Origin of the sequence: Amycolatopsis sp. NPDC051045 (genome assembly GCF_040682955.1) — a bacterium.
Classification (GTDB): Bacteria; Actinomycetota; Actinomycetes; order Mycobacteriales; family Pseudonocardiaceae; genus Amycolatopsis.
In genome coordinates this window covers 437,267-462,151 of sequence record NZ_JBFBCC010000003.1, presented here as the reverse complement: position 1 = coordinate 462,151, position 24,885 = coordinate 437,267, and the positions used below count along the sequence as shown (strand labels likewise).

The window sequence follows — 24,885 nt, the reverse complement described above, 5'->3', positions numbered from 1 at the left end:
GACCCCAGTTGATCGCGTCCGACGTCGACGGCACCCTGCTCGGCCCCTCCGAATCCCTGACCGGCCGCACGATCGCGACCGTCCGCCGAGCGATCGAGGCCGGCGTGCCGTTCGTGCTGGCCAGCGGGCGCCCGCCGCGGTGGATCGCCCCGATCGCGAAGCCCCTCGAGCTCACCGGGTACGCCGTGTGCGCGAACGGCGCGGTCCTGTACGACTGCGCCCGCGAAGAGATCGTCGAGGTGCACGGCCTGCTGCAGCCCATGCTGTTGCACGACATCGCGCACGCGCTCGACAAGGCGCTCCCGGGCTGCCGGCTGGCGACCGAGCGCGTCGGCACCGGCGCGGTGGACCACGACATGCGCAACTTCGTGATCGAGCCGGACTACCACAACCCGTGGGGCGACGGCGAGGGCCGCACCGGGCCGCGCGCCGAGGTGCTCGGGCACCCGGCGATCAAGCTGCTGGTCAGCCACCGCGGCATGTCGTCCGAGGAGATGGCGGACGCGGTGAACGCGCTGTTCGACCGGGACGTCGACGTGACGTACTCGTCGGCGGGCGGGCTGGTCGAGCTGTCCGCGCACGGCATCACCAAGGCGACCGGCCTCGCCGACGTCGCCGAGCGGCTGGCGGTCGAGCCGGAGCAGGTGATCGCCTTCGGCGACATGCCCAACGACGTCGAAATGCTCCGCTGGGCGGGCCACGGCGTCGCGATGGAGAACGGGCACCCGGCGGTGCTCGCGGTGGCCGACGAGGTCACCGGGCCGGCCGGCGAGGACGGCGTCGCGCAGGTCCTCGAGCGCTGGTTCTAACTGTCTTGCGGGGGTCCGGGTGGCGGAGCCCCCGGCCCGGGGCGGAGCCCCGGATGTCACAGCCGGTCGAGCTCGGCCGCTTCGGCCGGGGTCGGCGCCGTGCCGCCCAGGTGGGCGGGCAGCCACCAGCGGTCCTCGTCGGACGCCGGCTGGTCCGGGTACTCGGCTTGGGCGCGGTCGAGCAGCGCGCTCATCCGGGTGCGCAGCTCCTTCGTCACGACGTCCCAGTCGTCACCCTTCGCCGGGTGCATCGGCTCGCCGACGAGGATCGAGATCGGCACGTGCCGGCGGGTCAGGTCCTTCGGCCGGCCCTTCGTCCAGAGCCGTTGCGTGCCCCACAGCGCCATCGGCACGACCGGGACGCCGGCCGCCGCGGCCATCCGGACGGCGCCCGACTTGATCTCCTTGACGGTGAACGACCGGCTGATGGTGGCTTCGGGGAAGACGCCCACCACTTCGCCCGCCTGCAGCTTCTCGAGCGCTTCGCGGTAGGAGGCCAGCCCGGCGGAGCGGTCGACGGAGATGTGGTGCATCCCGCGCATCAGCGGCCCGGCGATGCGGTTGTCGAAGATCTCCTTCTTCGCCATGAACCGCGTCAGCCGCTTGGCTGGGCGCGCGCCCAGCCCGCAGAAGATGAAGTCCAGGTAGCTGATGTGGTTGCACGCGATGACCGCGCCGCCGCGGCGCGGGATGTGCTCCGCGCCCTCGATCCGGATGCGGTTGTCGAGTACCCGGAACATCGTCCGGGCCGCCCCGATCACGGGCGGGTACACCAGGTCAGCCATCCGGCAAGGTTACGGGACCGTAGGTTGCCGGCGGCGGTTCAGCGGGGAAGAACACAATACGAGGGCCACCAGGATCGTGAACAGCGCGACGGACTGGTGCTTGATGCCCTCGATGCCGTCGCCCAGTGCCGCGGTGCCGAACTGCGTCACCGAGACCGCGAACAGGAACGCCAGCGCGATCCCCACCGCGGTCCGCCGCTGCCGCCAGGCGCTGACCAGCACGAACAGCCAGATCGGCGCCAGCGCGAACAACCCGAGCGGGGCGATCAGGCCGGTCAGCCACGACACCACCGGCACCCGGTGCTCCTGCGCGTGCGGCGGGAACCCCGCGTCCTGGTCGAAGCTGCCGAGGTAGTCCGGCCGGGCGGTGAGCTGGTCGGTCGCGGCGCGGTGCAGCACTTCGAGGGTCCGGCCGGGGTGGGCCGCGAAGTACGTCACGACGTTGCGGCGGCTCATCCGGTCGCGGTACTGCGGGTAGCGCGGGTCCATCGTCGCCGGGTGCGGGTGCCACCAGCCGTTGCCGGCGTACTGCGCGAACGACGGGGGCAGCCCCAGCTCGGCCAGGTCGGCCTGGGTGTCGTGCCGGCCGTCGACGATGTTCAGGAAGATCGAGTTGAAGACGTTGATCTCGCGCGAGTCGTCGCCGGGCCGCGCGGCGAGGGTTCCGTCCGGCGCGACGGCCGGTTCGACGCTCTGCTGGGCGGCGAGCGTGACGGTCCCGATGGCGCCGATGACCAGCGCCGCCGCGGCCCACCGCCGGGCGCCGCGCAGTGTGCCGGGCCGGACGAGCAGGATCGCGAGCGCGAGGATCGGCAGGATGATCAGCGTCTGGACCTTGGCGTTGACCACCAGGACGCCGCCCGCGAACGTCACGGCCATGCCGGCGTAGGCCCATCGGCCCTCGCGCGCGGTCAGGAGCAGGCCGCCGACGGCGAGCAGCACACCGAGGAAGGCCGCGCCTTCGCCGAGGACAGCGGCGAAGTACCCGAAGAAGGCCGAGTCCGCGACCACCAGCAGGAGCGCGGCCGCCACGGCCAGCCGGGCCCGGCGCCGGTACGGCAGGCCCAGCACGATCGCGGTGATCGCCGCCGCGGCGATGACGCTGCTCAGCAGGCCCAGCACGACCAGGCTCAGCGTCGCGTGGAGGCCGATCAGCCTGCCGATCCGGGCGGCCAGGTCCGCGAGCCAGCTCTGCGTCAGCAGGTACGTCGGCCGGCACGGCGCCGCGCCGGGCTCGGCGAAGTAGGCCAGGTGGATGAACGGTTCGGGGCCGCCGTGCCAGGTGATCCCCGCGCCGCACAGCACGCGGGCGCCGTCGCCGTTGTTGGACATCGCGATCGGGCGGGGCACCAGGAACCGCACCGCGAACAGGGCGAGCGACGCGCCGAACACCCCGAGCCCGAGCCGTGCTTCCGCGCCGAGCTGCCGTTGCGGGGCCTCGAGCTTCACGAAGGACAGGGTACGTAGCGGAAGTCCGGCCCCTGGTCGAGGTCGGCGACCAGGACCTTCGCCTGTTCCGCCCGCGGGTACACGGTGACCCAGTAGGGCGTGCCGACGCGGCGGAACGTCGCGACCTCGTACTTGCCGGCGTACACGGGGTCGATCGCGCAGTGCTGGCGATCGGCGTAGCCGCCGTCGGCGGGCACGGCCACGGTCGGGCGGCGGCCGTTGACGACGTAGTCGTAGTCGGTGGCGATGCCGCCGTCGTGCCGTCCGTCGCGGGCGATGTGGTCGTCGGTGCGGCCGAGGACGTCGATGATGAGCAGCTGCCCGCCGTGGGCGGCGAGCGCACCGGGCGCGGCGGCGCTGACCACCGACCCGGGCGGCAGGTAGTCGCCGAGCCAGCCGCCGATTTCGGCGAGTTCGGTGCCGTGCGAGTGCCAGTCGCGCACGCGGTCGAGCATTTCCGGGCTGAACACCGAAACGAGGACCGCGATCCCGGCCAGCCCGCCCGCGGTCACCGGGACCAGCCGCGTCCCGGCCGGCCACGACTTCGGCTGCGGCGACGGCTTCCCCGCGACGGCCACGGTGAGCACGCCGTACACCCCCGCGGCCGCGACGGCGAGCAGCGGCGGCACGGGGGCAAGCAGCCGCCACGACGGACCCGGATCGCCGCCGATCAGCACCGCGGCCGCGGCCAGCCCGGCGGCCGTCGCGAACAGCAGCCAGAGCAGGGCACGGGCCTCGGTGGCTGTGCCAACCGGGCCTTCGCCCCGGGCCGGGGGCTCCGCCACCCGGAACCCCCCAAACGCAGCTGTGCCAACCGGGCCTTCGCCCCGGGCCGGGGGCTCCGCCACCCGGAACCCCCCAAACGCAGGGTCGGTGCGCCGCAGCAGCAGCGCGACCGCGGCGACCAGGCCCAGCAGCAGGAAACCCTGGTGCGCCAAGGCGAAGCCGGACAGGTACGGCCAGCCGGCGGCGAGTTGCGCGGCGAGCGGCCCGCCGAGCTTCGCGGCCAGTGGCGCGGGGAGGAAGTGCTGGTAGAACGTCGCCCGCCAGGCCAGCCGGGGAACCAGGAAAACGAGCGCGCCCAGCACGTACCCCACCGGCGCCCACCAGCTGTGTTTCCGCCTCAGCGCGGCGGCCACCAGCCACAACCCGGCCAGCAGGGCCACCACCAGGCCTTCCGGGCTGGTCATGACGGCGAAGGCGACGAGCACCCCGGCGACCACCGGGCGGCGCGCGGCGAGCGCGTAGCCGACGGCGAGGACGAGCAGCACGAACAGCGGGACTTCGGAGCCTGATGCCCCGTAGACGGCGAGGCCGCCGGCGCTCGCGGTGAGCACCGCGGCAGCCACCCCGATCGCGGGACGCGGCTCGGCGCCGCGCGATGCGGCCCCGGCGACGATCCGGTTGGCCAGGAAGCAGGACAGGAGCACGCAGCCGAGGGCGGCGAGGACCCCGAACCCGACGGCGGCGGTCCGCACGTCGGCGCCGAACGCGGCGCGCGGGAGGGCGATCAGCACCAGCCAGAGGAAGTTCGTGTACCCCTCGACGCGCTCACCGGGGTTGAAGACCGGGCCGTTGCCGTCGGCGATGTTCTGCGCGTACCGGAACGTGACCAGCGCGTCCTCGGTGACGGTCGCGAACAGCAGCTGGTGCAGCAGGGAAAGGCCGAGTGTGAGGGTGAGGACGAAGCCGCGCCAGCCGCGGTCGGCGTCGAGGCGGTTCCAGGTCAGCACCACGATCGCGGCGACGAGCAGCCACGCCACCACGACCGCGTAGACCACCCGGCACCCTCCACCTCGTCACCGCACCCGCCCAGTTCCTCGCCAGGTTATCGATCGCCGGCGGCGAGGCGTTTCCGGTGGACCGATCACTTGCCCGAATGGGGGAGGATCACTTCGCCGGCGACAGTCAAGCAGGGAAATTCACCCGTCAATATAACCCGATCGGGTGTTGCCTCCGACGGTTGAAGTGACGTCCTGAAAAGGGCCGATCGGGTTATCACCTCAGCGCGTCCGACGGGTCATTTCCGGCCTAGTCTCCACCGTGCTCTCCGTCGGCATCGCCAGAGCCCGGGTGGTGGGCAGGGCGCGGGCACCTGGCGGTCGGGGCGTGCCTGCCGTTCGCGGCGGCGACCGGCCTCATCGCCACGCTGCTCGGGCTGGGTCACCTCGGCGCGGCCGCTGCTGCCGATCGCGGTGGTGTCACTGCTGGTGGCGTGGCTGCAGTTGTCCGGCGCGCTGGGGCTGGCGACCAGCACGCTGCCGTACTACGGCTGGCCGAGCGAGTACCGCGCCTCGACGGCACTGGGCGCGTTGCTCGGTTTCCAGCACTTCGAGGCGCACCCGCAGGTGTGGCTCTCGGTGGCGTTGTTCCTGGGAATCGTGTTCTTCGCGCGGGCCGGCGAGCTGCGCTGGATCGGCCTGACGGCGGCGGTGACCGGCCTGGCCTACCTGGCGGTGGCGTCGTCGAACGCGCCGATCGTGATGGCGTTGTCCCGGCCCTGGTGGGACGACCCGTTCCGGTTCTTCTCGATGGCGGCGATCCCGCTGTCGGTCCTCGCGGCCCACGGCTTGGCCTCGACCCAGGCCTGGCTGCGCGACCGGCTGCCGTCCCGGGTGCCGGCTTTCGCGGGGGCGGCCGTGGTGCTGCTGGGGTTCGCGGTGCTTTCGAACGGGCTGTACGTCCGGTCCAACGGGGCCCGGGTCTCGACCGGCTACCAGGCGGCGGACCCGTCGGCGCTCCGCGTGACGCCCGGTGAGCAGTCGGCGATGGCCGAACTCGGCGAACTGGCGAAACCCGGCGAGTGGGCGATGAACGACCGGTTCGACGGAACCGCTTGGACCTACGCGTTGGCGGGAATTCGAACGGTCGCCGGGCATTTCGACGAAACTTCACCACCCCGGGACGCGGTGTTGCTCGCGAACGGCTTTCGAAATTATTCGACGGATCCCGCGGTGCGGGCGGCGGTGCGGCGGTGGCACATCCACTGGGTGAATTTGGGAAAGCCGTCCACCGAACCGGGCCGGCCTTATCAGCCGGGGTTGGTCGGTTTGGCGGGCGAGCCGTTCTTGACGGAGGTCTACCGCAACCCGGACGCGGTGATCCACCGGCCGACGTCCTGAGGCGCGAGGTTGTCCACATGCGCGTAACGCCTGTGGACAACCTGTGGACAACCGGCTCAGCCGGGGGTGACCGCCGGGCGGGTCGAGCGGGCCGCGACCGCCGCGAGGCCCGCCGTCACAAGATCGGCCACCGTGAACATCACGCGGGAGGCCACCGCGAACGCCGTGGCCTGGCCGACCGTGAGGCCGCTGGCCGTCAGGACCGCCACCTGGGCCACCTCGCGGACGCCGACTCCGCTCGGGAGGATGAACGCGAAGGTGCCCACCGTCATCGCCACGGCCATCGCGCCCACGCACAGCACGAAGCCGCTGAGGCCCGGGGCGCCCACGGAGTTGGCCAGGAGCCACAGGTGGACGCCCTGCAGGCACCAAGCCGCCGTCGAGGCGCCGAAGACCTTGCCGATCACCCGCCAGCCCAGCGGGTGCCGCAGTGGCGGGCGGCGCAGCACGCGGAGCACCAGCGAGGTGCCCCACGTCAGGATCTTCGGGTGCAGCATCGCCAGGCCGAGCGGGATGAGCACGAACAGCCACAGCGCACGCGGGCTGTTGCTGAACACCGCCGGCGCCGCCAGGAGCGACACCACCAGCGCCGACACCATGCCCACCCCGAGCTGGATCAGGGAGCCCGTGAAGATCCGGGCGCGGGCCAGGCCCGCCTTGCGGCCCAGCTCCATCTGCAGCAGGTACGCCCAGACCGAGCCCGGCACGTACTTGCCAAGCGAGCCGACCAGGCAGATCTGCGCGCCGCGGGCGTAGCCGATCGGTTCCCCGAGGTCGTCGACCATCACCTGCCAGCCCCAGGTCGACACCATGATCGCCGCGACCAGGGCGAGCAGGCTCAGCAGCGACGACTCCCAGGCGACGTCACGCAGGGTGTGCCAGAACTCGCCCCAGTTGGCGGCCAGCTGCTTCGCCGCGAAGCCGATGACCAGCAGGATCGCGACCCACCGGACGACGTCGAGGATCTTCGCCTTGGCGGACTTGGGCTGCTTGCCGGCAGCCGGGAGGTCCTCCGGCGTCTCGACGGTCGTCATCGACGTCCTCCTCAGGCCTGGACCGTGACCAGGCGGCTGAACTCGGAGAGCAGATCGTAGCCGTCCCACACCGCCGAGAACGTCAGTGCCGATCCGAACGGCACGATCCGGTCGACGCCGCGGCCCGCCAGCTCGTGCGCGAACGCCGTCAGCTCCTCGGCCGTGAACCCGAACTGGCTGACCGTCTGGTCCTTCCGGAGGACGATCGGCACCAGATCGGACAACGAGGACACGCGCGCGTTGGCGAACGTGCCGGCGCCGAGCCACTCGCGCGGCAGCACCGCCGGGTCGGCCAGCTCCAGCGTGGCCAGGCCGTTGCCCTGGAAGTCGATTCCCTTGACCAGCCCGTCGACCGCCGCGCCGTACGCCGAGACGCGCTTCTGGACCGCCATCGCCGGCTCGGTGACGTGCTGTTTCGTCTCCAGCACCGCCACCAGCAGCGTCCGGAATTCTTGCCCGGCGGCCCGGGCTCCGGGCTCGTCACCGACCCAGAACACCGCCCGCGGTGACGAGCAGGCGGCCTGGTCGAACCAGTACGAGTCGTTGTAGAAGCCCTCGGCGGCCGCGCGGCGCTCGGCTTCCGAGGCGCGCTGCCAGCCGGCCACCGACGCGACGGCGAAGGACGAACGATCCGGGAACGTGAGGTCACGCGCGTGCGGGGCGAGGGGGTACTTGCGCAGGGCCGCGACCGAGCCGTCGCCGCCCCAGATGACGCGCAGGTCGGCGGCCAGCGACAGGGCGCCGCTCACCTCGTCGCTGCGGTCGTAGGTCACCATCCGCTGGGTCGCCGTGATCGCGGCCGCGGTGTCGGCGTCCACTTCGGACAGAGCCGCGTTCAGCGCGTCCAGCACCGCCTCGGCGGCCCCGGCCGAGCGCGACGACACCCGCACGACGTTGTGGTTGCCCGCCAGCGCGGACAGCGCCCACGAGTAGACGAAGATCGTGTCGACGTTCGCCGGCGGCACGTGGAACACCAGCCCCCGCGGGAACCGCAGGGCCCCGCCGTTGGTGTCCAGAGTGGACAGTGCCTTGGCGATTTCGCCCTTGCGCAGGAAGAATCCGAGCGACGCCAGCTCCGGGAACCGGCGCGCGGTGGCCGGGGCCAGCAGCTTGCGGGCGAACTTCGTGACGAACTCGACGACCCGCGGGTCACCCACGCGCAGCCGCCCGCCCGGCGGTTCGGCGTGCAGCTCGTCGACCAGCGTGCCGACCTCCACCGGGGCCGCCGCGGGGAATCTCTGGGTCAAAGCGCTCATGCCGCTGCTCCCGAGAACGTGTCGGAGCAGCCGCGAGCTTCGGCCTTCGGCAGCCGCCCGAGCACGGAGAAGTGCTTGCCCGGCCAGTCGCCGTCGTCGATGCCGTTGCAGACACCCAGGTCCTCGGTGAGCAGCACGTGCCCGGGGTAGGACCGCGGCAGCGTCGAGACGACCTCGATCACGCCCGGCTCCCCGACCGGCTGCTCTTCCCAGGTCTCCGGGTTCCGGATCACGACGTCGGCGAAGTCCGGGCAGTACAGCGAATTCCCGGACGGGCCTTCGAGGAACACGGTGCCGATCTGCTCGATCATCCCGTAGTAGTTGTGGATCCGGGTGAGCCCGGTGTCCTCTTTGAACCGCCGCCGGAACTCCGTGTTGTCCACCGCGCGGTCGATCAGCTTTTTCCAGCCGCCACTGTGGATCAGGATCCCGTTCGACAGGTCGAGCCCGTGGTCGCGTGCGACTTCGTAGAGGTACAGCCACACCATGAACGTGAAGCCGAAGATCAGGAAGGGCTTGTCGCCGTACTCGGCGAGGAACTTCTTGACCGCTTCGACGTCCGGCTGGTCGTTCTCGTCGAGCACGTACGTGTGCTTGCGGCCGAAGTTCGCCATGCCCAGGACGCCGGCGCCGCGCGCGGAGAACGAGCGGCGGTTCTTGATGATGCCGATCGTGTCGACCATCAGCATCGGCAGCCGCTCGCCGCCGAGGACCTCCTGCAGCGTCGCGCCCAGCTGCTTGGTCTGCGCGCCCGCCGCTTCCTTGTCGAGGTAGATCCGCGACGCACCGGCGCCGGTGGTGCCCGACGACGTCAGCGTCTTGAACACCTCGCTGTCCGGGACGGACTTGAGGTCGTGCGTCTTGAACATCCGCACCGGCAGCCACGGCAGGTCGGCGATCGAGCCGAAAGCGGCATCCGAAGCGATGCCCAGCGAGGCCAGGATCCGGTCGTAGCCCTCGGAGTTCGCCCGGTGGTGGGCCGTCAGGGAAACGAGCTCGGGCAGCAGCAAGGCTTCCCGGTCGGCCTGCGACCGCGTGAACACACTCATACCCGCCCCTCCAATGACCGGTAGTCGATCTTGCCGCTGGCCAGCAGCGGCACGGTGTCGATCGGGCGGACGTCGAACCCGCTGGCGTGCAGGTGCAGCCGTTCGGCCAGCGCCCGCGACGCGTCCTTGCAGATGTCCTTGTCGGCGCCTTCGGCGAACAGCACGACCTTGTCCCCGGCGGCCACCGCCGCCACCACGTCGATCCCCACCGCCGCCGTGCGCACGGCCTGCTCCAGATCGTCGAGGCTGACGCGGTTGCCGAACACCTTGCCGATGCGCTTGAGCCGCCCGGTGATGAACAGGTACCCCTCTTCGTCGAGGTACCCGAGGTCACCGGTGGCCAGCACGCCGCCGTACTCGTCGCCCTTGGCCAGGCCCGACTCGTCGTCGGCGTAGCCCATCATCACGTTGGGCCCACGGTAGACGACCTCACCGACGATTTTCGGGTGCGTGGTCTCCGACCCGTTGTCCCGGCGCACCGCGAACTTCCCGCCCGGCAGCGCCGGCCCGGCGGAACCGAGCTTTTCGGCCAGCCGTTCGGCGGGCACGGTCGTCATCCGCGGCGCGGCCTCGGTCTGGCCGTACATGACGTACATCCGGCCGCCGACGGCGAGCATCTTGGCGTTGAACTCGGCGATCAGGTCGTCGCGCAGCTTCCCGCCGGCCTGCGTCAGCGTGCGCAGCGTCGGGTACTTCGCGGGGTCGAACTTGAGCCGCCGCAGCATTTCGTAGTGGTACGGCACGCCCGAAAGCGACGTGACGCCGTAGGTGTTCACCGCGTCCCAGAAGCCGCGGCCGAGCACGCCGGACGGCTCGATCACGACGGTCGCGTCCCGCACCAGGTGCGAGTTCAGCACCGACAGGCCGTAGCTGTAGTGCAGCGGCAGGCAGGTGGGCGCGACCTCGTCGGCGTCGATGTGCAGCACCTGCGCGATGGCGTCGGCGTTGGCCAGGATCGCCTGCCGCGAGAGCCGGACGAGCTTCGGGTTGCCGGTGGATCCGCTGGTCGGGAGCAGCACGGCCAGATCGGGGTGCGGCTGGACGCCCTCGGCCGAGTCGCGGACCCAGTCGGCACCGCGGGTGGTGTAACCGGACGGCGCTTCGCCCGAAGCCGACAGCACGGCCGCCGGGCGGAAGCGGGTGACCAGCCCGGCCAGCACGTCGGCGTCGAGCGCCGGGTCGATCAGCGCGATCGCCCGCCGGGACTCGAACGCGCCGAGGTAGGTCAGCACGCTCGGCAGGTCGACCGCCATCCGCGCGAACACCACGCCGGCCGGCAGCGCGCTCAGCGCTTCCATCGCGCGGCCGACCTCGGCCGACAGTTCCGCGCCCGCCAGCGTGCGGCCCCCGGCCACGTCCACCAGCCGAGCTCCCGCACCCAGCAACGTCACAGCACCAAGCCTCCGTCGATCCCCAGGACCTGGCCGGTGACGAACGACGCCTCGTCGCTCACCAGGAACCGGATCACGTTCGCCACTTCTTCGGGCCGGCCCAGGCGCCCGAGCGGCGTCTTGCCGGCGTTTTCCGCCTTGGCGTCCTCGCTCAGACCCGCGGTGAGATCGGTCTCGATGACGCCCGGCGCGACCGCGTTGACCCGGATGCCGGACCGGCCGAGCTCCTTCGCGGCCGAGCGTGCGATGTTCGCCACCGCGGCTTTCGACGCCGCGTACACCGTCTGACCGGCGCTTCCGTGCTCGCCGACGATCGAGGCGAGCACCACGATCGCGCCGGTCTTCTTCCGCATCATCGCCCGCGCCGCGGCCTGGACGGTGTGCAGCGTGCCGGCGACGTTCGTGCTCAGCGTCGTGTCGACGAGCTTTTCCTTGATCATCCCGAGGAGCGCGTCCTCCATGATCCCGGCGTTCGCCACGACGATGTCGAGTTTGCCGTGCTCCTTCGCGACGCCCCTGACCAGCGAAGACACCGCCTTGGCGTCGGTGACGTCCAGCGCCAGCCCGGCCGCGGCGCCGGCCGCCGAGGCGGCTTCCTTCGCCCGGGCCTCGTCACGGCCGGTGAGCACCACCGTCGCGCCCGCTTCGACGAGCGCGCGGACGGTGGCCAGGCCGATCCCCCGCGTCCCGCCGGTGACGAGCGCGACGCGACCCGACAAATCAGTCATTCTTCGACTGCAGCTCGGTGACCATGTCCACGGCGACCTTGAAGCTCGACATGTCGATGACCTGGTCGGTGTCGAACTCGACGTCGAACTCGTCTTCGATGGCCGCGACCAGCGCCATGTGGCCCACCGAGTCCCACGCCTCGATGTCGCGGTACTTCAGGTTCTCGACGTCCACGTCGCCGTCGAGGTCCAGCGCCTCGACGAAGACCTCGCGCAGCTTGGGGGCCACTTCAGGCATGCTCACAGCTCCTATTGTTCCTCGCGCGGGCGGGCGTCCCACGCCTTGACCAAGGTAGAGAGGTCTTCGGGCAGCGCGACGTCCGGGAGACCTTCCTTGCCCTTCAGCCACGGCCCGAGGGCCTCGATCGTCTCCTCGTCGAGGCCGCGGCGGGACAGCCCCACCACGTTGACGCCGGTGACGCGGGCCGGGTTGCCGACGGCGATGGTGAACGCGCCGATCTCGCGCCGCACCGCCGAGCCCATCCCGATCATCGCGCCGGGCCCGATCACGACCTTCTGGTGCAGGATCGCGCCCATGCCGAGGTTCGCGCCGTCCCAGATGTGGCAGTGGCCACCCGTGACGGCGTTGGAGGCGATCGTGACGCCGTCGCCGACCAGGCAGTCGTGCGCGATGTGGCTGTTGCGGAGGTAGTAGCCGTCGCTGCCGACGGTCGTTGTCCGCCAGGTCCCTTGGTGGACACTCACGTATTCGCGGATCCGGTTGCGGCTGCCGAGCACGACGCCGTGGCCGTCGTGCTCCGGGTCACCGGTCGGCGCGTCTTCCCAAGCCGCGGGGTGGGGACGGCTGCGGTCCTCGCCGGGCGTGCCGATCGTCACGTGCGGGCCGATCCAGTTGCCGTCGCCGATCCGGGTGGGCCCGGCGATCACCGTGAACGGGCCGATGACGTTGTCCTCGCCGAGTTCGACGCCTTCGCCGATGACGGCGGTCGGGTGGATGCGGTTGGCCACGGGCGGGTATCCGTTCGTCGGCGGCTGGGTACTGGGCGTGCTACCGCGCCCGGTAACGTGTGGCCCGCGTTGCTGCAGGGCGGCCGGGCGCAGAACCGGCGGCTCACTGTACCGGACGCACCGAAATCGCCTGCCGAGAGAGACTGCCCATGATCCCCATCACCGTGGTCGACGTACGCGACGCGGAGGACCTCGTCGTCGAGGTGCTGCGCTCCGGCGCCATCGCACAGGGACCGATGGTCAAGCGCTTCGAAGACGCCTTCGCGGCGGTCTCCGGGACGAAGCACGCGATCGCCGTCAACAACGGGACCACCGCGCTGGTCGCCGCGCTCCAGGTCCTCGACCTGAAGCCGGGCGACGAGGTCATCACCTCGCCGTTCACCTTCGTCGCGACGCTGAACGCGATCCTCGAGGCCGGCGCGACCGTCCGGTTCGCCGACATCCGGCGCGACGACTTCGCGATCGACCCCGACGCCGTCGCCAAAGCGGTGACCGATCGCACGAAGGTGCTCATGCCGGTGCACCTCTACGGCCAGACCGCGGACATGGGCAAGCTCGCCCCGCTGGCCGCCGAGCACGGCCTGCAGGTGATCGAGGACTCCGCGCAGGCCGTCGGGGCGTCGTTCGAGGGCAAGCAGGCCGGCTCGTTCGGCATCGGCTGCTTCTCGCTGTACGCGACGAAGAACATCACCACCGCCGAGGGCGGCGTCATCACGACCGACGACGACGCGCTGGCCGACAAGCTGCGCGTGCTGCGCAACCAGGGCATGCGCGCTCGCTACCAGTACGAGGTTGCCGGCCACAACTACCGGATGACCGACCTGCACGCCGCCGTCGGCATCCCGCAGCTGGCCAAGCTCGACCAGCTGACCGCCGCCCGCCAGGCCAACGCGAAGCGGCTTTCGGAGGGTCTCGCCGGCACGCCGGGTCTCGAGGTCCCGAAGGTCCTGCCGGGCCGCGAGCACGTCTGGCACCAGTACACCGTGCTGGTCGGGCCGCACGCGTTCCTCTCGCGCGACGAGCTGGCCGCGGCGCTGACCGAGCGCGGCATCGGCAACGGCATCTACTACCCCAAGATCGTCTTCGACTACGACTGCTACTCCGGGCACGACCTGATCCCGGGCGCGCGCGTCGAGGACTTCCCGGTGGCTCGCGCCGTTTCGGAGCAGGCCCTTTCGCTGCCGGTGCACCCGCACCTGACCGAGTCCGACCTGGACACCATCATCGAGACCGTTCGCGAGGTACTGGGCGCATGACGCATCGGATCGCTCTTGTCGGAACCGGGAACATGGGATCGCTGCACGCCCGCGTGCTCGCCGGGAACGAGCGGGTCGACCTGGTCCGCGTGATCGATCCGCGCGAGGAAGCGGGCAAGGCCGTCGCCGAGCGGTACGAGACGCAGTGGACGCCCGAGATCGGCTCACTGTCCGATGTGGACGCCGTCGTGCTGGCATCGGCCACCGAAGCGCACTACGGCCTGGCGCAGGAGATCCTCGGCCAGGGCAAGCCGTTGCTGGTGGAAAAGCCGGTGTGCAACAGCTTCGAGCTCTCGCAGGAGATCGTCGCGCTGTCGGCGAAGAAGGACGTCCCGCTGATGTGCGGGCTGCTGGAGCGCTACAACCCGGCGGTCATGACCGCGCGGGCGCTGGTGCAGGAGCCGATCCACTTGATGGCCCGCCGCCACGGCCCGTACGCGCCGCGCATCAAGACCGGCGTCGCGTGGGACCTGCTGGTGCACGACGTCGACCTGGCGATCCAGTTCTTCGGCGGCGCGACGCCGTCGCGGGTGACCTCCGGCGCGGGCTACTTCCACCCGCAGTCCGCCGACGGCGCCGAGGACACGATCGAAACGGTCCTCTCGTTCCCGACCGGCCTGGCCACCGTTTCGGCCTCGCGGCTGGGGCAGCGGAAGGTCCGGTCGCTGATGGTGTCGGAGCTCGACCGGCTGATCGAGATCGACCTGCTGCGCCGCGACGTCACGATCTACCGGCACATCTCGCACGACTCCGTCACCCCCGACGGTCTCGGCTACCGGCAGCAGACGGTCATCGAAATCCCCGAGCTCATCACGGCGCGGGAGCCGCTGGCCACCCAGCTGGACCGGTTCTGCGACCTCCTCGAAGGCAAGATCGACGCCGACGTCGAGCGCGACCTGATCCTGCCGTCGCACCACGTCGTCGAGCAGGTCCTGACCCAGGCCGCGGCCTAACTCACGGGCGCCGGGAACGCGGCCGGGCTCCGGCGGCCCCCGGGGCCCACCGCCCGGACGCCGAAGAAGACGTTGTCCTTCGACAGGTCGATCTTGGCCGTCCGGGCCGCGCCGACGTCGATGGCGTGCGTCCAGTCCGGGGCCGTCGTCTCGCGCCAGACGACCTCGTAGCTCGACGCGCCCGGCGTGGCGTCCCACTGCAGCTCGGAGTCGTTCGTCAGCGCCGCGGTGCGGATCTTCACGCCCTTCGGCGTGCCCGGCGCTGTCGCGAGCGACCACAGCGTGGCGCCGTTCACCCGCGCGACCCGCGCGATGAACGGGAAGTCGCAGAACTCCGGCAGGTCGCCGTACCGGACGCCGTTCTCGACGCGGACGTCCTGGTGCTGGTGCGCGAAATCCTCGTTCGGCTCGGTGAACCGCGCCGCCGGGTACCCCTGTTCCAGGAAGCCGATGTGGTCGCCGCCGCGCAGGTAGCGGTCGCGCCGGTAGATCACCCGGACCGTCATGCCGGTCGCGTCGTTCTCCGCCACCGACTTGACGAACCGGGCCAGCTGCCGCGGCGGTGAGTCGTTCTCGCCGCCGATGCTGCGGCGCAGCGCGGCCTCGGCCGGCGTTTCCGCCGTCGGGACACCCTCGGCGAACAGGCGGATCGTCGACGGGTCGCGCGTGCCGTCGTCGGCGCGGCTCGAGCCGACGATGTCGTTGGTGAACATCGCCTGGACGTCGGTGCCGGCCGCCTTGAACTGCCGCGCCAGGTACCGCGAGCCGTACAGGCCCTGTTCCTCACCGGCGACGGCGGCGAAGACGATCGTCGCGGCCGGCTGCCGCGTCGAGAGCACCCGGGCCAGCTCCAGGGAGACCGCGACGCCCGATGCGTCGTCGTCCGCTCCGGGCGCGTCCCCGGTGAAGTCCATGACGTCGGTGCGGCGCGAGTCGTAGTGCCCCGAAACGACGTACACGCGGCCGGGATCGGTGGACCCCCGCAGGGTCGCGACGACGTTGGTGATCGTCGTCGGCACCGGGATCCGGTCGGCGGGCGGCTGGACGTACGACTGCAGCTCGACGCTCAACCGTCCCCCGGAAGCCGCCGCGACCTGCTGGAACTGCGCGAAGAGCCAGTCACGCGCGGCGCCGATGCCCCGCGCCGGATCGTCCTGCGCGGACAGCGTGTGCCGGGTGCCGAACGCGGCCAGCCGCCGCACGGTCGCTTCGATCAGCCGTTCGTCGACTCGGCGGAGCAGCGCCCGCAGTTCCGGATCCGGACGCTGGGGGCGGACCGGCCCGCCGGGCCCGCGGTCTCCGAGTTCGGCCGCGCCGGCCGGGACGCCGGCCACGGACGCCATGCCGAGAGCGGCCGACGCGGTGAGGAAAGCTCGTCGTGAGGTCACGGTTGGGTTCTTACGCCCGCGCCACCCCGGCGGGTACCGCCTACTTGGTGAGCCGCTTGCCGTCCGCGTCGTAGGCGATCAACGGGGTCAGGACGGCGGAGTCCGGGACGGCGTCGGGGTTGAACCAGAAGAAGACCACGTTCGGGTCCGCGGTCCACTTCGCCAGCTTGGCTTCGACCGTGGTGCCGTGGACCGTCGTGGTGATCCTGGCCGCTGGGCCGGCGAAGTACCCGAAGACCGGGATGAGCTGGTCGCCGATGGTCTCGCCGCCGTCGGTGGCGTGGAAGCCGAACGACCGGTCGGAGCCGCGGACCTCGTTCGTCACCAGCACGGACTGCAGCGAATTCTCGGACCGGATGCCGGCGACCAGGCCGAAGCGGACGTCCGGCAGCTGCGCCACGTCGATGGCCCGCGCGTAGAAGACGAGCTCGCCGGCGCGGGCCCGGATCCCGGTGCCGACGACGTCGCCGATCGCCTGGTCCGCGGGCGGCCCGCCGGTCGTGGACACGGACGGCGCCGGTGCCGGCGGCCGCGCGACCGGCGCGGGTGCGGGCTGCCGCAGCTGGATGGCGAACACCACGACGAGCACGACGGCGGCCGCGGCGGCGACGCCCGCGGTGCCGGTCAGCACGCGGCGGCGACGCCGGAGCCGCGTGCCGTCGGCCATGATCTTGGCCAGGTCGGGTTCGGCGAAGGGCTCGCCGGGCGGCTGCCGGAGGGCGGCGCGGAAGTCGTCGAGATCGTTCACCGCCCGCTCCCTCCGATCAGCGTGTCCTCCGGGTCGGCCTCGACCCGCAGCTTGGCCAGCGCCCGCGAGTTGGTGCTCTTCACGGTACCCAGTGAAACGCCGAGCTCACGGGCCACGTCGGCTTCCGGCAGGTCGAAGAAGTGGCGCAGCACGACGACGGCGCGTTCGCGGTCGGTCAGCGTCTTGAGCACCGCGGTGAGCCACGCGCGCTGGGTGACGGCCTTGCCGACGTCGAGGCGGTCCTGCTGCTCGGGCAGCGCCTCGGTGGCGTACTCGCGGATCGGGCGCCGCCAGCCGTCGATGACGTGGTTCATCAGGACGGTCCGGGCGTAGCCGTAGGCGTCCTTGTGCCGGACCCGCGACCAGGCCGCGTACGTGCGGGTGAAGGCGGTCTGGGCGGCGTCCTCCGCCTGGTGGCGGTCACCGGTGAGCAGGAACGCGGCGTGGGTGAGCCGGGCCGACGACGCGCGGACGAACTCCGCGAACTCCTCGTCGCCGCGCGCCATCGTCACCTCTTTCGTCCTCCTCAGCGACGGCCGAGGCGTGGGAAGGTTGCTTTCCCATCCTGCCCGCGTCGACGGGCAGCGGGCCTCGAGCTCCAGCGACTGAAACGTTGCGTAACCGATACCTCGCGCTCGGTCACTGCGTACTAGATTGTCCTGCGTGCGGTTCCGTGCGTAAGACTTCGCCGCCGGACGACCCCGGGTCGATCGGGCGGTTTTCACGACGGCGGCGCCGACGTCCGGCGCCGGCGCCGCCGTCATCCAAAACCGGCCGGCGCCAGGAGCGGTGGAGCTACTCCGAGAAGTCACCCGAGGGCGCGCCCCAGCCGGGAGCGTCGTCGCCGCGTTCCTCCGCGATCGCGCGGCGGCGGGCGTTCTCCGCGCGGACCCGCTCCGCCTCGGACTGGATGTACTCCTCGTCGTAGCGCTGGAACACGCGGGCCGGGTTGCCCGCCACCAGTGTGCGCGGCGGGACGTCCTTGGCCACCACCGAGTTCGGCTGGACCGTGGCGAAGTCGCCGATCGTCACGCCCGCCATGATCACCACCAGGCCGCCGATGAAGCAGCCCTTGCCGATCTTGACCGGCTTGCGCTCGATCAGGTCGCTGCCCGGATGGTTCTGCAGCGTCATGTTCGCGAGCCAGCTCGAATGCGTGAAGATCAGCGTGTTCAGGCCGATGCTGGTGTGCTCGCCGATCTCCAGGCCGCCACTCGCGTCGAGCGCCGCGCCTTCGCCGATCCAGCAGTGGTCGCCCATCTTCAGGTTCTCGGGGCTGATGATCTTCACGCGCTCGCGCACGCGGCACGTCGAGGGGAGCCCGTAGAACTGAGCCCGCTCGGCGTCGTTCATGTACTGCGAGACGAGCTCGGTCAGGATCTGCGGACGCAGCCGGTGGCTGCGCTCGTCATCGAAGAACATGGGCTTCCGACACCAGCTTCTCGAAAGTTCGAAGGTGCTCTTCCGCGACGACGTCGAGGCCGAAGTTCGACCGCACCAGCTCGCTCTCGCGCTGGGCGATCAGCGCCCGCTTCTCCGGGTCGTCGAGCAGTTCGATCACCGTACGCGCCACGGCTTCCGCGTCGTCCGGACGCACGAGCAGCACGTTCTCGCCGTTGCGCAGCTCGATGCCCGGGTAGTTGTCCTCGGTGACCGACGCGATCGTGGCCGTGCCGGACAGCATCGCCTCCAGCGACGCCGTGCCACAGCCGCCGTTGAGGTCGTGCGTGACGATGTCCGCCGCCGCGAAGTACGCCGGGACGTCCTCCTTCGGCACCGCGCCCGTAACGACCAGCGCGTCCGAAACCCCGAGTTCGGCGGCCCGCTTCAGGAACGCGTCGTGGTAGACGCGGCCGACGACGACCACCCGCACCCCCGGGTGCTTGGCCAAGATGGACGGCAGGGCCTCGATCAGCGGCAGCCGGTTGCGCAGCGGGATGACGTGGCCGAGGGAGACGATCAGCGGCGCGTCGCCGATCTCGTGCTCCGCGCGGACGTCCTTCGTCACCGGCTTCGCGAAGTGGCCGGTGTCGACCGCGATCGGGAAGTACTCCGAGTTCGCGTCGCTGGTGCCGTAGCGCTCGACGCAGTAGTCGACGCCCAGCTTGTCGAGGATGACGTACCGCGGCCGCATGTACGCGAGGAGCGGCCGCACGAGCACCGCGTCGAGCAGCCGGAACACGCCGCCGTACAGCTTGTTGTCGCTGATCAGCAGGGTGTGGATAGTCAGCAGCGCGGGGATGCCGTGCCGTCGCGCGTAGATCCCGGCCAGCCACGAGAGGTCGAAGAACTGGCCGTGCAGGTGGATCGCGTCCGGCTTGAACTCGTCCAGCAGCTTCCACAGCCGCCGCCAGTTGCCCGGGCGCAGCGACGCGAAGCTCATGTCGAAGTCGATCGACAGGCCGATCTGCGGCATCTTCGTCGCCGGGAAGCGCACGACGCGGTAGCCGTCACGCTCCTCCTCGGCCGGGGCCTCGCCGTAGGCGGCGGTGATGGCCAGCACCTCGTGCCCGGCCGCGGCGAACTGCGCCGCCAGCGACGCCGCCATGTGCGCGCTGCCACCCACGCGGGGCGGGAAGAAGTTGTTCACCACCGCGATGCGCATCGCACGCCCTCTGGCCGGCCCCGCGGTGGCAGTCACTCCGTTTCCTTGACCAGATCCCGCATCCCGTCTTCGACGGTGATCCGCGGCTCCCAGCCCAGCACGTCACGGGCGCGGGTGATGTCGGCGGCGCGCCGCGAGACCAGCACGTCACGCTCGTTGAACAGCGGCTCGACGTCGACGCCGACCGCCTCGATGAGGATCTTGGCCAGCGCGGCGATCGACGTGTCGATGCCGGTGCCGATGTTGATCGGCACGTTGGCCTTCTCCGACTCCAGCGCGGCCACGACGGCCCGTGCGATGTCGGCGACGTGCACGAAGTCCATCGACTGGTCGCCACGGCCGTCGATGATCGGCGGCCGGCCGCTGCGCAGGCGCTGGATGAAGTGGTTGATCACCGAGGTGTAGTAGGCCTCGATCTTCTGGCCGGGGCCGTACACGTTGAAGAACCGCAGCGCGTTCCAGGAGAGGCCCTTCTGCCGCTCGTAGAAGCCGAGCAGATCCTCGCCGGCGCGCTTCGAGATGCAGTACGGCGTGAGGGGGCGCAGCTCGTCGTCCTCGTGCATCGGCAGCCGCTTCGGGTCGCCGTAGACCGACGCGGTCGAGGCGAACACCAGCCGCTCGACGCCCTCGTCCGCGGCCGCGGCGAACACGTTGTGGTTGCCGATCATGTTGATGTCGATCGACTCGTGCGGGTCGGCGATCGACTTGTTGATCGACACCGTCGCGAAGTGGATGACGTGCGTGCAGCCGCGCATCGCCTCGCGCACCGCGCCGCCGTAGCGGACGTCCTTCTCGACGAGCTCGACCTTGCCGGTGGCGACGAACTCGTCGACGCGGGCGCGGTCGCCCCGGGTCATGTTGTCGAAGATCCGGACCGTGTAGCCACCCTCGAGCAGCAGCGGGATCACGTGCGCGGCGATGAACCCGCCGCCCCCGGTGAAGAGCACCTTCTTGTCGGACACCAATTTCTCCTTGGTAGGCGGCTTCAGGACAGGGACTGCACGGCTTCGCGCACGACCTCGGCGACGCGGGTGACTTCGGCATCGGTGAGGTTCGCGTGCATCGGGATGGCGAGCTGACGCGCGAACGCGTCGGCGGAGACGGGCAGTGGGGCCTGAGGCCCGTAGATCGGCTGCAGGTGCGACGCGTACGTGCCGAAGTTGCACTGGACGCCCCGGGAGCGGATCCGCAGCGCCAGGGTGTCGCGGCTGACCTCGGGGGCGACCGTGAGCAGGTAGGCCTGCCACGGGTGCTCGCGGTCGGGCAGTTCGACCGGCACGGTCAGTGCGTCGACGTCCTCGAACGCCTCGTGGTAGCGCTTCGCGACCGAGCGGCGGGCCGCGAGGAGGTCCGGCAGGCGGTCGAGCTGGACGTTCATGATCGCGGCCTGGACGTCCGACATGCGGAAGTTGTAGCCGAGCTCGTGGAACTCCGGGATCGGCAGCGTGTCCGAGCCTTCGCGGCTGATCGCCGGCTCGATGCCGTAGGTGTGCAGCTTGCGGGCGTGCGCGATGAGGTCTTCGCGGTCGGAGACCAGCGCGCCGCCCTCCCCCGCCGTGATGCCCTTGCGGCCGTGGAAGGAGAACGCGGCGAGGTCGGCGAGGCTGCCGGCCGGGCGCGTCTTGTACGTCGCTCCCGCGGCACAGGCGGCGTCCTCGAAGAGCCAGAGGCCGTGCTTGTCGGCGATCGCGCGGTACTCGTCGAAGTCACCCGGCTGGCCCGCGACGTCGACGACGAGTATCCCGACCGTCCGCGGCGTGACCAGTGCTTCGACGTGCGCGGGGTCCGCGCTGAAGATGTCCGGGCGGATGTCGGCGAACACCGGCGTCGCGCCGGCCTGCACGACGGCGTGGCCGGTCGCGGGGAACGTGTAGTCGCCGACGATCACCTCGTCGCCGGGCCGGACGCCCAGCACCTTGAGCCCCAGGAAGAGCGCCGAACCGCAGTTCGCGGTCGTCAGCGCGTGGGCCGTGCCGGTGACCTGGGCGAACCGCTCCTCGAAGCGCCGGCACGCCGGGCCCGCTCCGGCCAGCCAGCCGGACCGGAACACTTCGGCGACGGCGGCGAGTTCCTCTTCACCGACGGTCGGCTGACCGAGGGCAATGCTCTCTGGGGGCATACCTCTCCCATTGCGTGGGGACCCGGCGAAGTGTATAGACGCGTGCTCAGCTGATTCACAGGCCCACGCCGAACTGCCCGTTCGAGCGGGGCCTACCGCAGGTCGGGGACGTCCTAGGCTGGGCCCATGCGATTCGGGGTGCTGGGGGCCGTCGCCGCGTGGGGTCCGGACGGCACGCAGGTGACGGTCGGCGGCCCGCGGTCGCGGACGCTGCTGGCGCTGCTCGCTTTGGAGGCCGGCCGGTTCGTCCCCGCCGAGCGGCTGATCGACGGCATGTACGGCGAGCACCCGCCCGACGGCGCGGCGAACGCCCTCCAGTCGCAGGTCTCGCGGCTGCGGACGGCCTTGAAGGCGCTCGCGCCGGTCGAGTTCACCGCGGCCGGGTACCGGCTGGCCGTCGAACCGGACGAAGTGGACGTTCATGGCTTCGAACGTCTGGTCCGCGAAGGCCGCGCGCTGCTGAAGCACGGCGAGCACGCGCGAGCCGCGGAGGTGCTGGGCGAGGCGCTGGCGTTGTGGCGCGGGCCCGCGTTCACCGACCTGGCGGACGCGCCGTTCGCCGCCGGTCAGGCCACGCGGCTCGAGCAGCTGAAAGCGGACGCGGTGGACGACCACGTCGAGGCCCGGCTGGGGCTCGGCCAGGCCGAGGACGTCCTCGCCGGCCTGCGGGAGACCGTCGCCGCACAGCCGCTGCGGGAACGGCCGCGTGCGCAGCTGGTGCGGGCGCTCGCCGCCGCGGGACGGCCGGCCGACGCGCTCGCCGCGTTCGAGGACGCCCGCCGCACGCTGGCCGACGAGCTGGGCGCCGATCCCGGCCCGGAGCTCGCCGAAGCCCACCTCTCGGCACTTCGCGGCGAAACCGAGAAGCCGGTGCTCCCGGCGCTGCCCGCGCAGCTGAGCAGCTTCGTCGGCCGGGACGGCGAGCTGCGGCAGGTCGCCGAGCTGCTGACCCGCGCCCGGCTCGTGACGCTGACCGGGCCGGGCGGCACCGGCAAGACCCGGCTGGCCGTCGAGGTCGCCGCGGCCCAGGCCGGTCCGGTGGCGTTCGTCGAGCTGGCCCCGCACGACGGCGCCGACGTCGCCGGTGCGGTGCTGGCCGCGCTCGGCCTGCGCGAGAGCTCGCGCGGGGGCCCGCAGGACCCCGTCGAGCGGCTGGTGTCGGCGTTGCGCGATCGCTCGGTGCTGCTGGTGCTCGACAACTGCGAGCACGTCGTCGACGTGGCGGCCCGGCTGGCCGCGCGCCTGCTCGCCGCGTGCCCCGGGCTGCGGGTGCTGGCCACCAGCCGCGAGCCGCTCGGCATCACCGGCGAGCAGCTGGCGCCGGTGCCGCGGCTGGCCGTCCCGCCGCCCGGGACGTCCGCCGCGCAGGCGAGGAAGTTCGCGGCCGTCCGGCTGTTCACCGACCGCGCGGCCGCGAGCGATCCCAAGTTCGCGGCCGACGAGTCGACGATCGGCGACGTCCAGCACATCTGCGCGGCCCTCGACGGCCTGCCACTGGCCCTGGAGCTGGCCGCGGCCCGCGTCCGGACCCTCGACCTCGGCGAGATCGCGGCCCGGCTCGACGACCGGTTCCGGCTACTGGCCCGTGGCAGCCGGACGGCCGAAGCACGCCACCGCTCGCTGCGCGGCGTCGTCGAGTGGAGCTGGGACCTGCTGACCGGCGAAGAACGCGAGCTCGCCAGGAGATTCGCCGTGTTCTCCGGCGGCGCGACCGCCGCGGCCGCCGCCGAGGTGTGCGGCGCGGACGTCGACCTGCTGCCGGAGCTGGCCGACAAGTCGCTGGTCGAGGCCGTCGGGGGGCGGTTCCGGATGCTGGAGACGATCCGCGCGTTCGGCGCGGAGAAGCTCGCCGAAGCGGGCGAGGCCGAGGCGTTCCACCGCGCGCACGCCGAGTACTTCCTGCGGTTCGCCGGGGAAGCGGACCCGATGCTGCGGACCGCGGAGCAGCTGGCGTGGCTGGCGCGGATCGACGCCGACTACGACAACATCCTGGCCGCGCTGCGCTGGTCGACCGAACACGACGTCGTGCTCGCGCTGCGGCTGGTGCCGCTGCTGGCGATGTACTGGTGGATGCGCGGGCGGCGGTTCGAGGGCGCCGGGTGGTCGCTGGCCGTCGTCACGCGGTGCCCACCGGAGCTGCGCGAGGAGTACCTCGAGGAGTTCTTGGTCTGCGTGCTCGGGGCGATGTCCGGTTCGCCGCACGAGTCGCTGGAGCAGTACCTGCCGCTGGTCCGGCAGTACGCGACGGACGCGGACTGGCCGCTCCGGAACCCGATGCTCGTGATGCTGCTCGGCGTGGTCGTCGGCCCGCCGGGCGACGACGACGAGCTGCTCGGCCGCGGCGAAGCGCTGCTGGCGGGTGATGACGCCTGGAGCTGGGCGCTCCTGCCGACGGGCATGGGCCTGCGGGCGATGATGACGGGCGACCTGGCCGGGGCCGAGGAAGGCCTGCGCGAGGGCGCGGCCCAGTTCCGGGCGCTGGGCGAGCGGTGGGGCCTGTCGATGGCCCTCGATCACCTGTCGCAGCTGCTGACCTGGCGCGGGGAGCACGCGGCCGCGCTGCCGCTGATGGACGAGGCACTGGGCCTGATGCACGAGATCGGCGCGACGGACGACGCCGCGGACCTGATCTGCCGCCGCGCCTGGACCTGCCTCCTGCAGGGCGACTTCGACGGCGCTCGCGCGGACTACCAACGGGCGGCGGCGACGGCCCGCCGTTCGGGCATGCCCGAAACCCGCGCGGCGGCGTACATCGGGCTGGCGACCCTGGCCCGGCTCTCCGGTGACCTGGCGGCGGCCCGTGAGTTGTGCGAACGCGCGCTGGCGGAGTGCCCGGGCGGCTCTTTCTCGGCGGAGACGGCCCGCGCCGCGGCACTGATCTCGCTGGGCTGGCTGGCGCTGGCGGAGGGCCGTCCGTCCGAAGCGGCCGGCCTGCACCGTTCGGCGTTGCTGACCGGGCGGCAGCGGAACGCGGGCGACGTGGTGGCGTTCGCCCTGGAGGGTCTGGCGGGGGCGGCGGCTTCTCCCGAACAGGCGGCGATGCTGCTGGGCGCGGCGGCCGGGGTGCGGGGGACGGCGATCAGCGGCGACCCGGACGCCTCCTCGGTGCGGGCCAGGGTGGTGACGGCGTTGGGTGCGGAGGGTTTCGAGCGGGCCTACGGGACGGGTGCGGGGATGAGCCCGCAGAAAGCGCTGACCGCGGCGGGCTTGGTGGACTGACCGCC

General features: G+C 71.7%; 22 protein-coding genes. 5 read left to right on the top strand and 17 right to left on the bottom strand.

Annotated features, from left to right (window positions below):
- Positions 1 to 8: 8 nt before the first annotated feature.
- Entirely contained in the window at positions 9 to 809 is an 801-nt protein-coding gene (locus AB0M80_RS09975) for an HAD family hydrolase (protein ID WP_364562043.1), read from the top strand.
- 56 nt (positions 810 to 865) lie between these two features.
- On the opposite strand, the gene AB0M80_RS09970 is transcribed toward AB0M80_RS09975, so the two are convergent.
- From AB0M80_RS09970 to AB0M80_RS09960, 3 genes are read right to left on the bottom strand one after another with little or no spacing between them, the layout of a single operon-like run.
- Entirely contained in the window at positions 866 to 1,594 is a 729-nt protein-coding gene (locus AB0M80_RS09970; protein ID WP_364561499.1) for a lysophospholipid acyltransferase family protein, read from the bottom strand.
- Positions 1,595 to 1,603: 9 nt separating this feature from the next.
- On the bottom strand, positions 1,604 to 3,043 hold the full coding sequence (locus AB0M80_RS09965; protein ID WP_364561496.1) for a hypothetical protein: 1,440 nt from the start codon (positions 3,041 to 3,043) through the stop codon (positions 1,604 to 1,606).
- A complete protein-coding gene (locus AB0M80_RS09960; RefSeq protein WP_364561493.1) occupies positions 3,040 to 4,824 on the bottom strand; it encodes a hypothetical protein in 1,785 nt (594 codons plus the stop codon). Before AB0M80_RS09960 ends, AB0M80_RS09965 begins: the two co-directional genes overlap by 4 nt.
- 195 nt (positions 4,825 to 5,019) lie before the next feature.
- Here AB0M80_RS09960 and AB0M80_RS09955 point away from each other — a divergent pair, with 195 nt between their 5' ends.
- The gene (locus AB0M80_RS09955; RefSeq protein ID WP_364562041.1) at positions 5,020 to 6,165 is read left to right on the top strand and encodes a DUF6541 family protein; all 1,146 of its coding nucleotides are present in this window, start codon (positions 5,020 to 5,022) and stop codon (positions 6,163 to 6,165) included.
- Positions 6,166 to 6,221: 56 nt separating this feature from the next.
- On the opposite strand, the gene AB0M80_RS09950 is transcribed toward AB0M80_RS09955, so the two are convergent.
- From AB0M80_RS09950 to AB0M80_RS09920, 7 genes are read right to left on the bottom strand one after another with little or no spacing between them, the layout of a single operon-like run.
- The gene (locus tag AB0M80_RS09950; RefSeq protein WP_364561490.1) at positions 6,222 to 7,199 is read right to left on the bottom strand and encodes a lysylphosphatidylglycerol synthase transmembrane domain-containing protein; all 978 of its coding nucleotides are present in this window, start codon (positions 7,197 to 7,199) and stop codon (positions 6,222 to 6,224) included.
- A gap of 11 nt (positions 7,200 to 7,210) precedes the next feature.
- On the bottom strand, positions 7,211 to 8,455 hold the full coding sequence (locus AB0M80_RS09945; RefSeq protein ID WP_364561487.1) for an acyl-CoA reductase: 1,245 nt from the start codon (positions 8,453 to 8,455) through the stop codon (positions 7,211 to 7,213).
- Positions 8,452 to 9,504 (bottom strand): acyl-protein synthetase, encoded by a 1,053-nt coding sequence (locus tag AB0M80_RS09940; RefSeq protein ID WP_364561484.1) that lies wholly within the window; start codon positions 9,502 to 9,504, stop codon positions 8,452 to 8,454. The genes AB0M80_RS09945 and AB0M80_RS09940 overlap by 4 nt, the downstream gene beginning before the upstream one ends.
- On the bottom strand, positions 9,501 to 10,895 hold the full coding sequence (locus AB0M80_RS09935) for an AMP-binding protein (RefSeq protein ID WP_364561481.1): 1,395 nt from the start codon (positions 10,893 to 10,895) through the stop codon (positions 9,501 to 9,503). Before AB0M80_RS09935 ends, AB0M80_RS09940 begins: the two co-directional genes overlap by 4 nt.
- Entirely contained in the window at positions 10,892 to 11,623 is a 732-nt protein-coding gene (locus AB0M80_RS09930) for an SDR family NAD(P)-dependent oxidoreductase (RefSeq protein ID WP_364561478.1), read from the bottom strand. The genes AB0M80_RS09935 and AB0M80_RS09930 overlap by 4 nt, the downstream gene beginning before the upstream one ends.
- Positions 11,616 to 11,861 carry an acyl carrier protein gene (locus tag AB0M80_RS09925; protein ID WP_364561475.1) on the bottom strand — a complete coding sequence of 82 codons (246 nt, stop codon included), beginning with the start codon at positions 11,859 to 11,861 and terminating at the stop codon, positions 11,616 to 11,618. The genes AB0M80_RS09930 and AB0M80_RS09925 overlap by 8 nt, the downstream gene beginning before the upstream one ends.
- A gap of 11 nt (positions 11,862 to 11,872) precedes the next feature.
- The gene (locus AB0M80_RS09920; protein ID WP_364561472.1) at positions 11,873 to 12,592 is read right to left on the bottom strand and encodes a UDP-N-acetylglucosamine acyltransferase; all 720 of its coding nucleotides are present in this window, start codon (positions 12,590 to 12,592) and stop codon (positions 11,873 to 11,875) included.
- Positions 12,593 to 12,741: 149 nt separating this feature from the next.
- On the opposite strand from AB0M80_RS09920, the gene AB0M80_RS09915 reads away from it, so the two are divergent.
- A complete protein-coding gene (locus tag AB0M80_RS09915) occupies positions 12,742 to 13,848 on the top strand; it encodes a DegT/DnrJ/EryC1/StrS family aminotransferase (RefSeq protein ID WP_364561470.1) in 1,107 nt (368 codons plus the stop codon).
- Positions 13,845 to 14,801 (top strand): Gfo/Idh/MocA family oxidoreductase, encoded by a 957-nt coding sequence (locus tag AB0M80_RS09910; RefSeq protein WP_364561468.1) that lies wholly within the window; start codon positions 13,845 to 13,847, stop codon positions 14,799 to 14,801. Before AB0M80_RS09915 ends, AB0M80_RS09910 begins: the two co-directional genes overlap by 4 nt.
- On the opposite strand, the gene AB0M80_RS09905 is transcribed toward AB0M80_RS09910, so the two are convergent.
- The 7 genes from AB0M80_RS09905 to AB0M80_RS09875 all read right to left on the bottom strand — a co-directional run bounded on the left by AB0M80_RS09905 (position 14,798) and on the right by AB0M80_RS09875 (position 21,661).
- The gene (locus AB0M80_RS09905; RefSeq protein ID WP_364561467.1) at positions 14,798 to 16,189 is read right to left on the bottom strand and encodes a M20/M25/M40 family metallo-hydrolase; all 1,392 of its coding nucleotides are present in this window, start codon (positions 16,187 to 16,189) and stop codon (positions 14,798 to 14,800) included. The two genes, AB0M80_RS09910 and AB0M80_RS09905, sit on opposite strands and share 4 nt — an antisense overlap.
- 40 nt (positions 16,190 to 16,229) lie before the next feature.
- Positions 16,230 to 16,937 (bottom strand): hypothetical protein, encoded by a 708-nt coding sequence (locus AB0M80_RS09900; RefSeq protein WP_364561466.1) that lies wholly within the window; start codon positions 16,935 to 16,937, stop codon positions 16,230 to 16,232.
- Positions 16,934 to 17,443 carry a SigE family RNA polymerase sigma factor gene (locus tag AB0M80_RS09895; protein WP_364562039.1) on the bottom strand — a complete coding sequence of 170 codons (510 nt, stop codon included), beginning with the start codon at positions 17,441 to 17,443 and terminating at the stop codon, positions 16,934 to 16,936. Before AB0M80_RS09895 ends, AB0M80_RS09900 begins: the two co-directional genes overlap by 4 nt.
- Positions 17,444 to 17,732: 289 nt before the next feature.
- Positions 17,733 to 18,359 carry an acyltransferase gene (locus AB0M80_RS09890; RefSeq protein WP_364561464.1) on the bottom strand — a complete coding sequence of 209 codons (627 nt, stop codon included), beginning with the start codon at positions 18,357 to 18,359 and terminating at the stop codon, positions 17,733 to 17,735.
- Positions 18,346 to 19,542, bottom strand: coding sequence for a glycosyltransferase family 4 protein (locus AB0M80_RS09885; RefSeq protein ID WP_364561462.1), 1,197 nt, complete (start codon positions 19,540 to 19,542; stop codon positions 18,346 to 18,348). The genes AB0M80_RS09890 and AB0M80_RS09885 overlap by 14 nt, the downstream gene beginning before the upstream one ends.
- 32 nt (positions 19,543 to 19,574) lie before the next feature.
- Positions 19,575 to 20,504 carry an NAD-dependent epimerase/dehydratase family protein gene (locus AB0M80_RS09880; protein WP_364561461.1) on the bottom strand — a complete coding sequence of 310 codons (930 nt, stop codon included), beginning with the start codon at positions 20,502 to 20,504 and terminating at the stop codon, positions 19,575 to 19,577.
- Positions 20,505 to 20,527: 23 nt separating this feature from the next.
- Entirely contained in the window at positions 20,528 to 21,661 is a 1,134-nt protein-coding gene (locus AB0M80_RS09875) for a DegT/DnrJ/EryC1/StrS family aminotransferase (protein WP_364561459.1), read from the bottom strand.
- Positions 21,662 to 21,787: 126 nt separating this feature from the next.
- Here AB0M80_RS09875 and AB0M80_RS09870 point away from each other — a divergent pair, with 126 nt between their 5' ends.
- Positions 21,788 to 24,880, top strand: a complete 3,093-nt coding sequence (locus AB0M80_RS09870; protein ID WP_364561458.1) for a BTAD domain-containing putative transcriptional regulator — start codon at positions 21,788 to 21,790, stop codon at positions 24,878 to 24,880.
- The last annotated feature ends 5 nt before the right edge of the window (positions 24,881 to 24,885 follow it).

What these genes read in the sequence shown, in the direction of transcription:
- AB0M80_RS09950 (WP_364561490.1), bottom strand. Translation starts at nt 7,199, where the DNA reads ATGACGACCGTCGAGACGCCGGAGGACCTCCCGGCTGCCGGCAAGCAG.
- AB0M80_RS09945 (WP_364561487.1), bottom strand. Translation starts at nt 8,455, where the DNA reads ATGAGCGCTTTGACCCAGAGATTCCCCGCGGCGGCCCCGGTGGAGGTC.
- AB0M80_RS09930 (WP_364561478.1), bottom strand. Translation starts at nt 11,623, where the DNA reads ATGACTGATTTGTCGGGTCGCGTCGCGCTCGTCACCGGCGGGACGCGG.
- AB0M80_RS09910 (WP_364561468.1), top strand. Translation starts at nt 13,845, where the DNA reads ATGACGCATCGGATCGCTCTTGTCGGAACCGGGAACATGGGATCGCTG.
- AB0M80_RS09940 (WP_364561484.1), bottom strand. Translation starts at nt 9,504, where the DNA reads ATGAGTGTGTTCACGCGGTCGCAGGCCGACCGGGAAGCCTTGCTGCTG.
- AB0M80_RS09890 (WP_364561464.1), bottom strand. Translation starts at nt 18,359, where the DNA reads ATGTTCTTCGATGACGAGCGCAGCCACCGGCTGCGTCCGCAGATCCTG.
- AB0M80_RS09915 (WP_364561470.1), top strand. Translation starts at nt 12,742, where the DNA reads ATGATCCCCATCACCGTGGTCGACGTACGCGACGCGGAGGACCTCGTC.
- AB0M80_RS09870 (WP_364561458.1), top strand. Translation starts at nt 21,788, where the DNA reads ATGCGATTCGGGGTGCTGGGGGCCGTCGCCGCGTGGGGTCCGGACGGC.
- AB0M80_RS09895 (WP_364562039.1), bottom strand. Translation starts at nt 17,443, where the DNA reads ATGGCGCGCGGCGACGAGGAGTTCGCGGAGTTCGTCCGCGCGTCGTCG.
- AB0M80_RS09925 (WP_364561475.1), bottom strand. Translation starts at nt 11,861, where the DNA reads ATGCCTGAAGTGGCCCCCAAGCTGCGCGAGGTCTTCGTCGAGGCGCTG.
- AB0M80_RS09875 (WP_364561459.1), bottom strand. Translation starts at nt 21,661, where the DNA reads ATGCCCCCAGAGAGCATTGCCCTCGGTCAGCCGACCGTCGGTGAAGAG.
- AB0M80_RS09970 (WP_364561499.1), bottom strand. Translation starts at nt 1,594, where the DNA reads ATGGCTGACCTGGTGTACCCGCCCGTGATCGGGGCGGCCCGGACGATG.
- AB0M80_RS09885 (WP_364561462.1), bottom strand. Translation starts at nt 19,542, where the DNA reads ATGCGCATCGCGGTGGTGAACAACTTCTTCCCGCCCCGCGTGGGTGGC.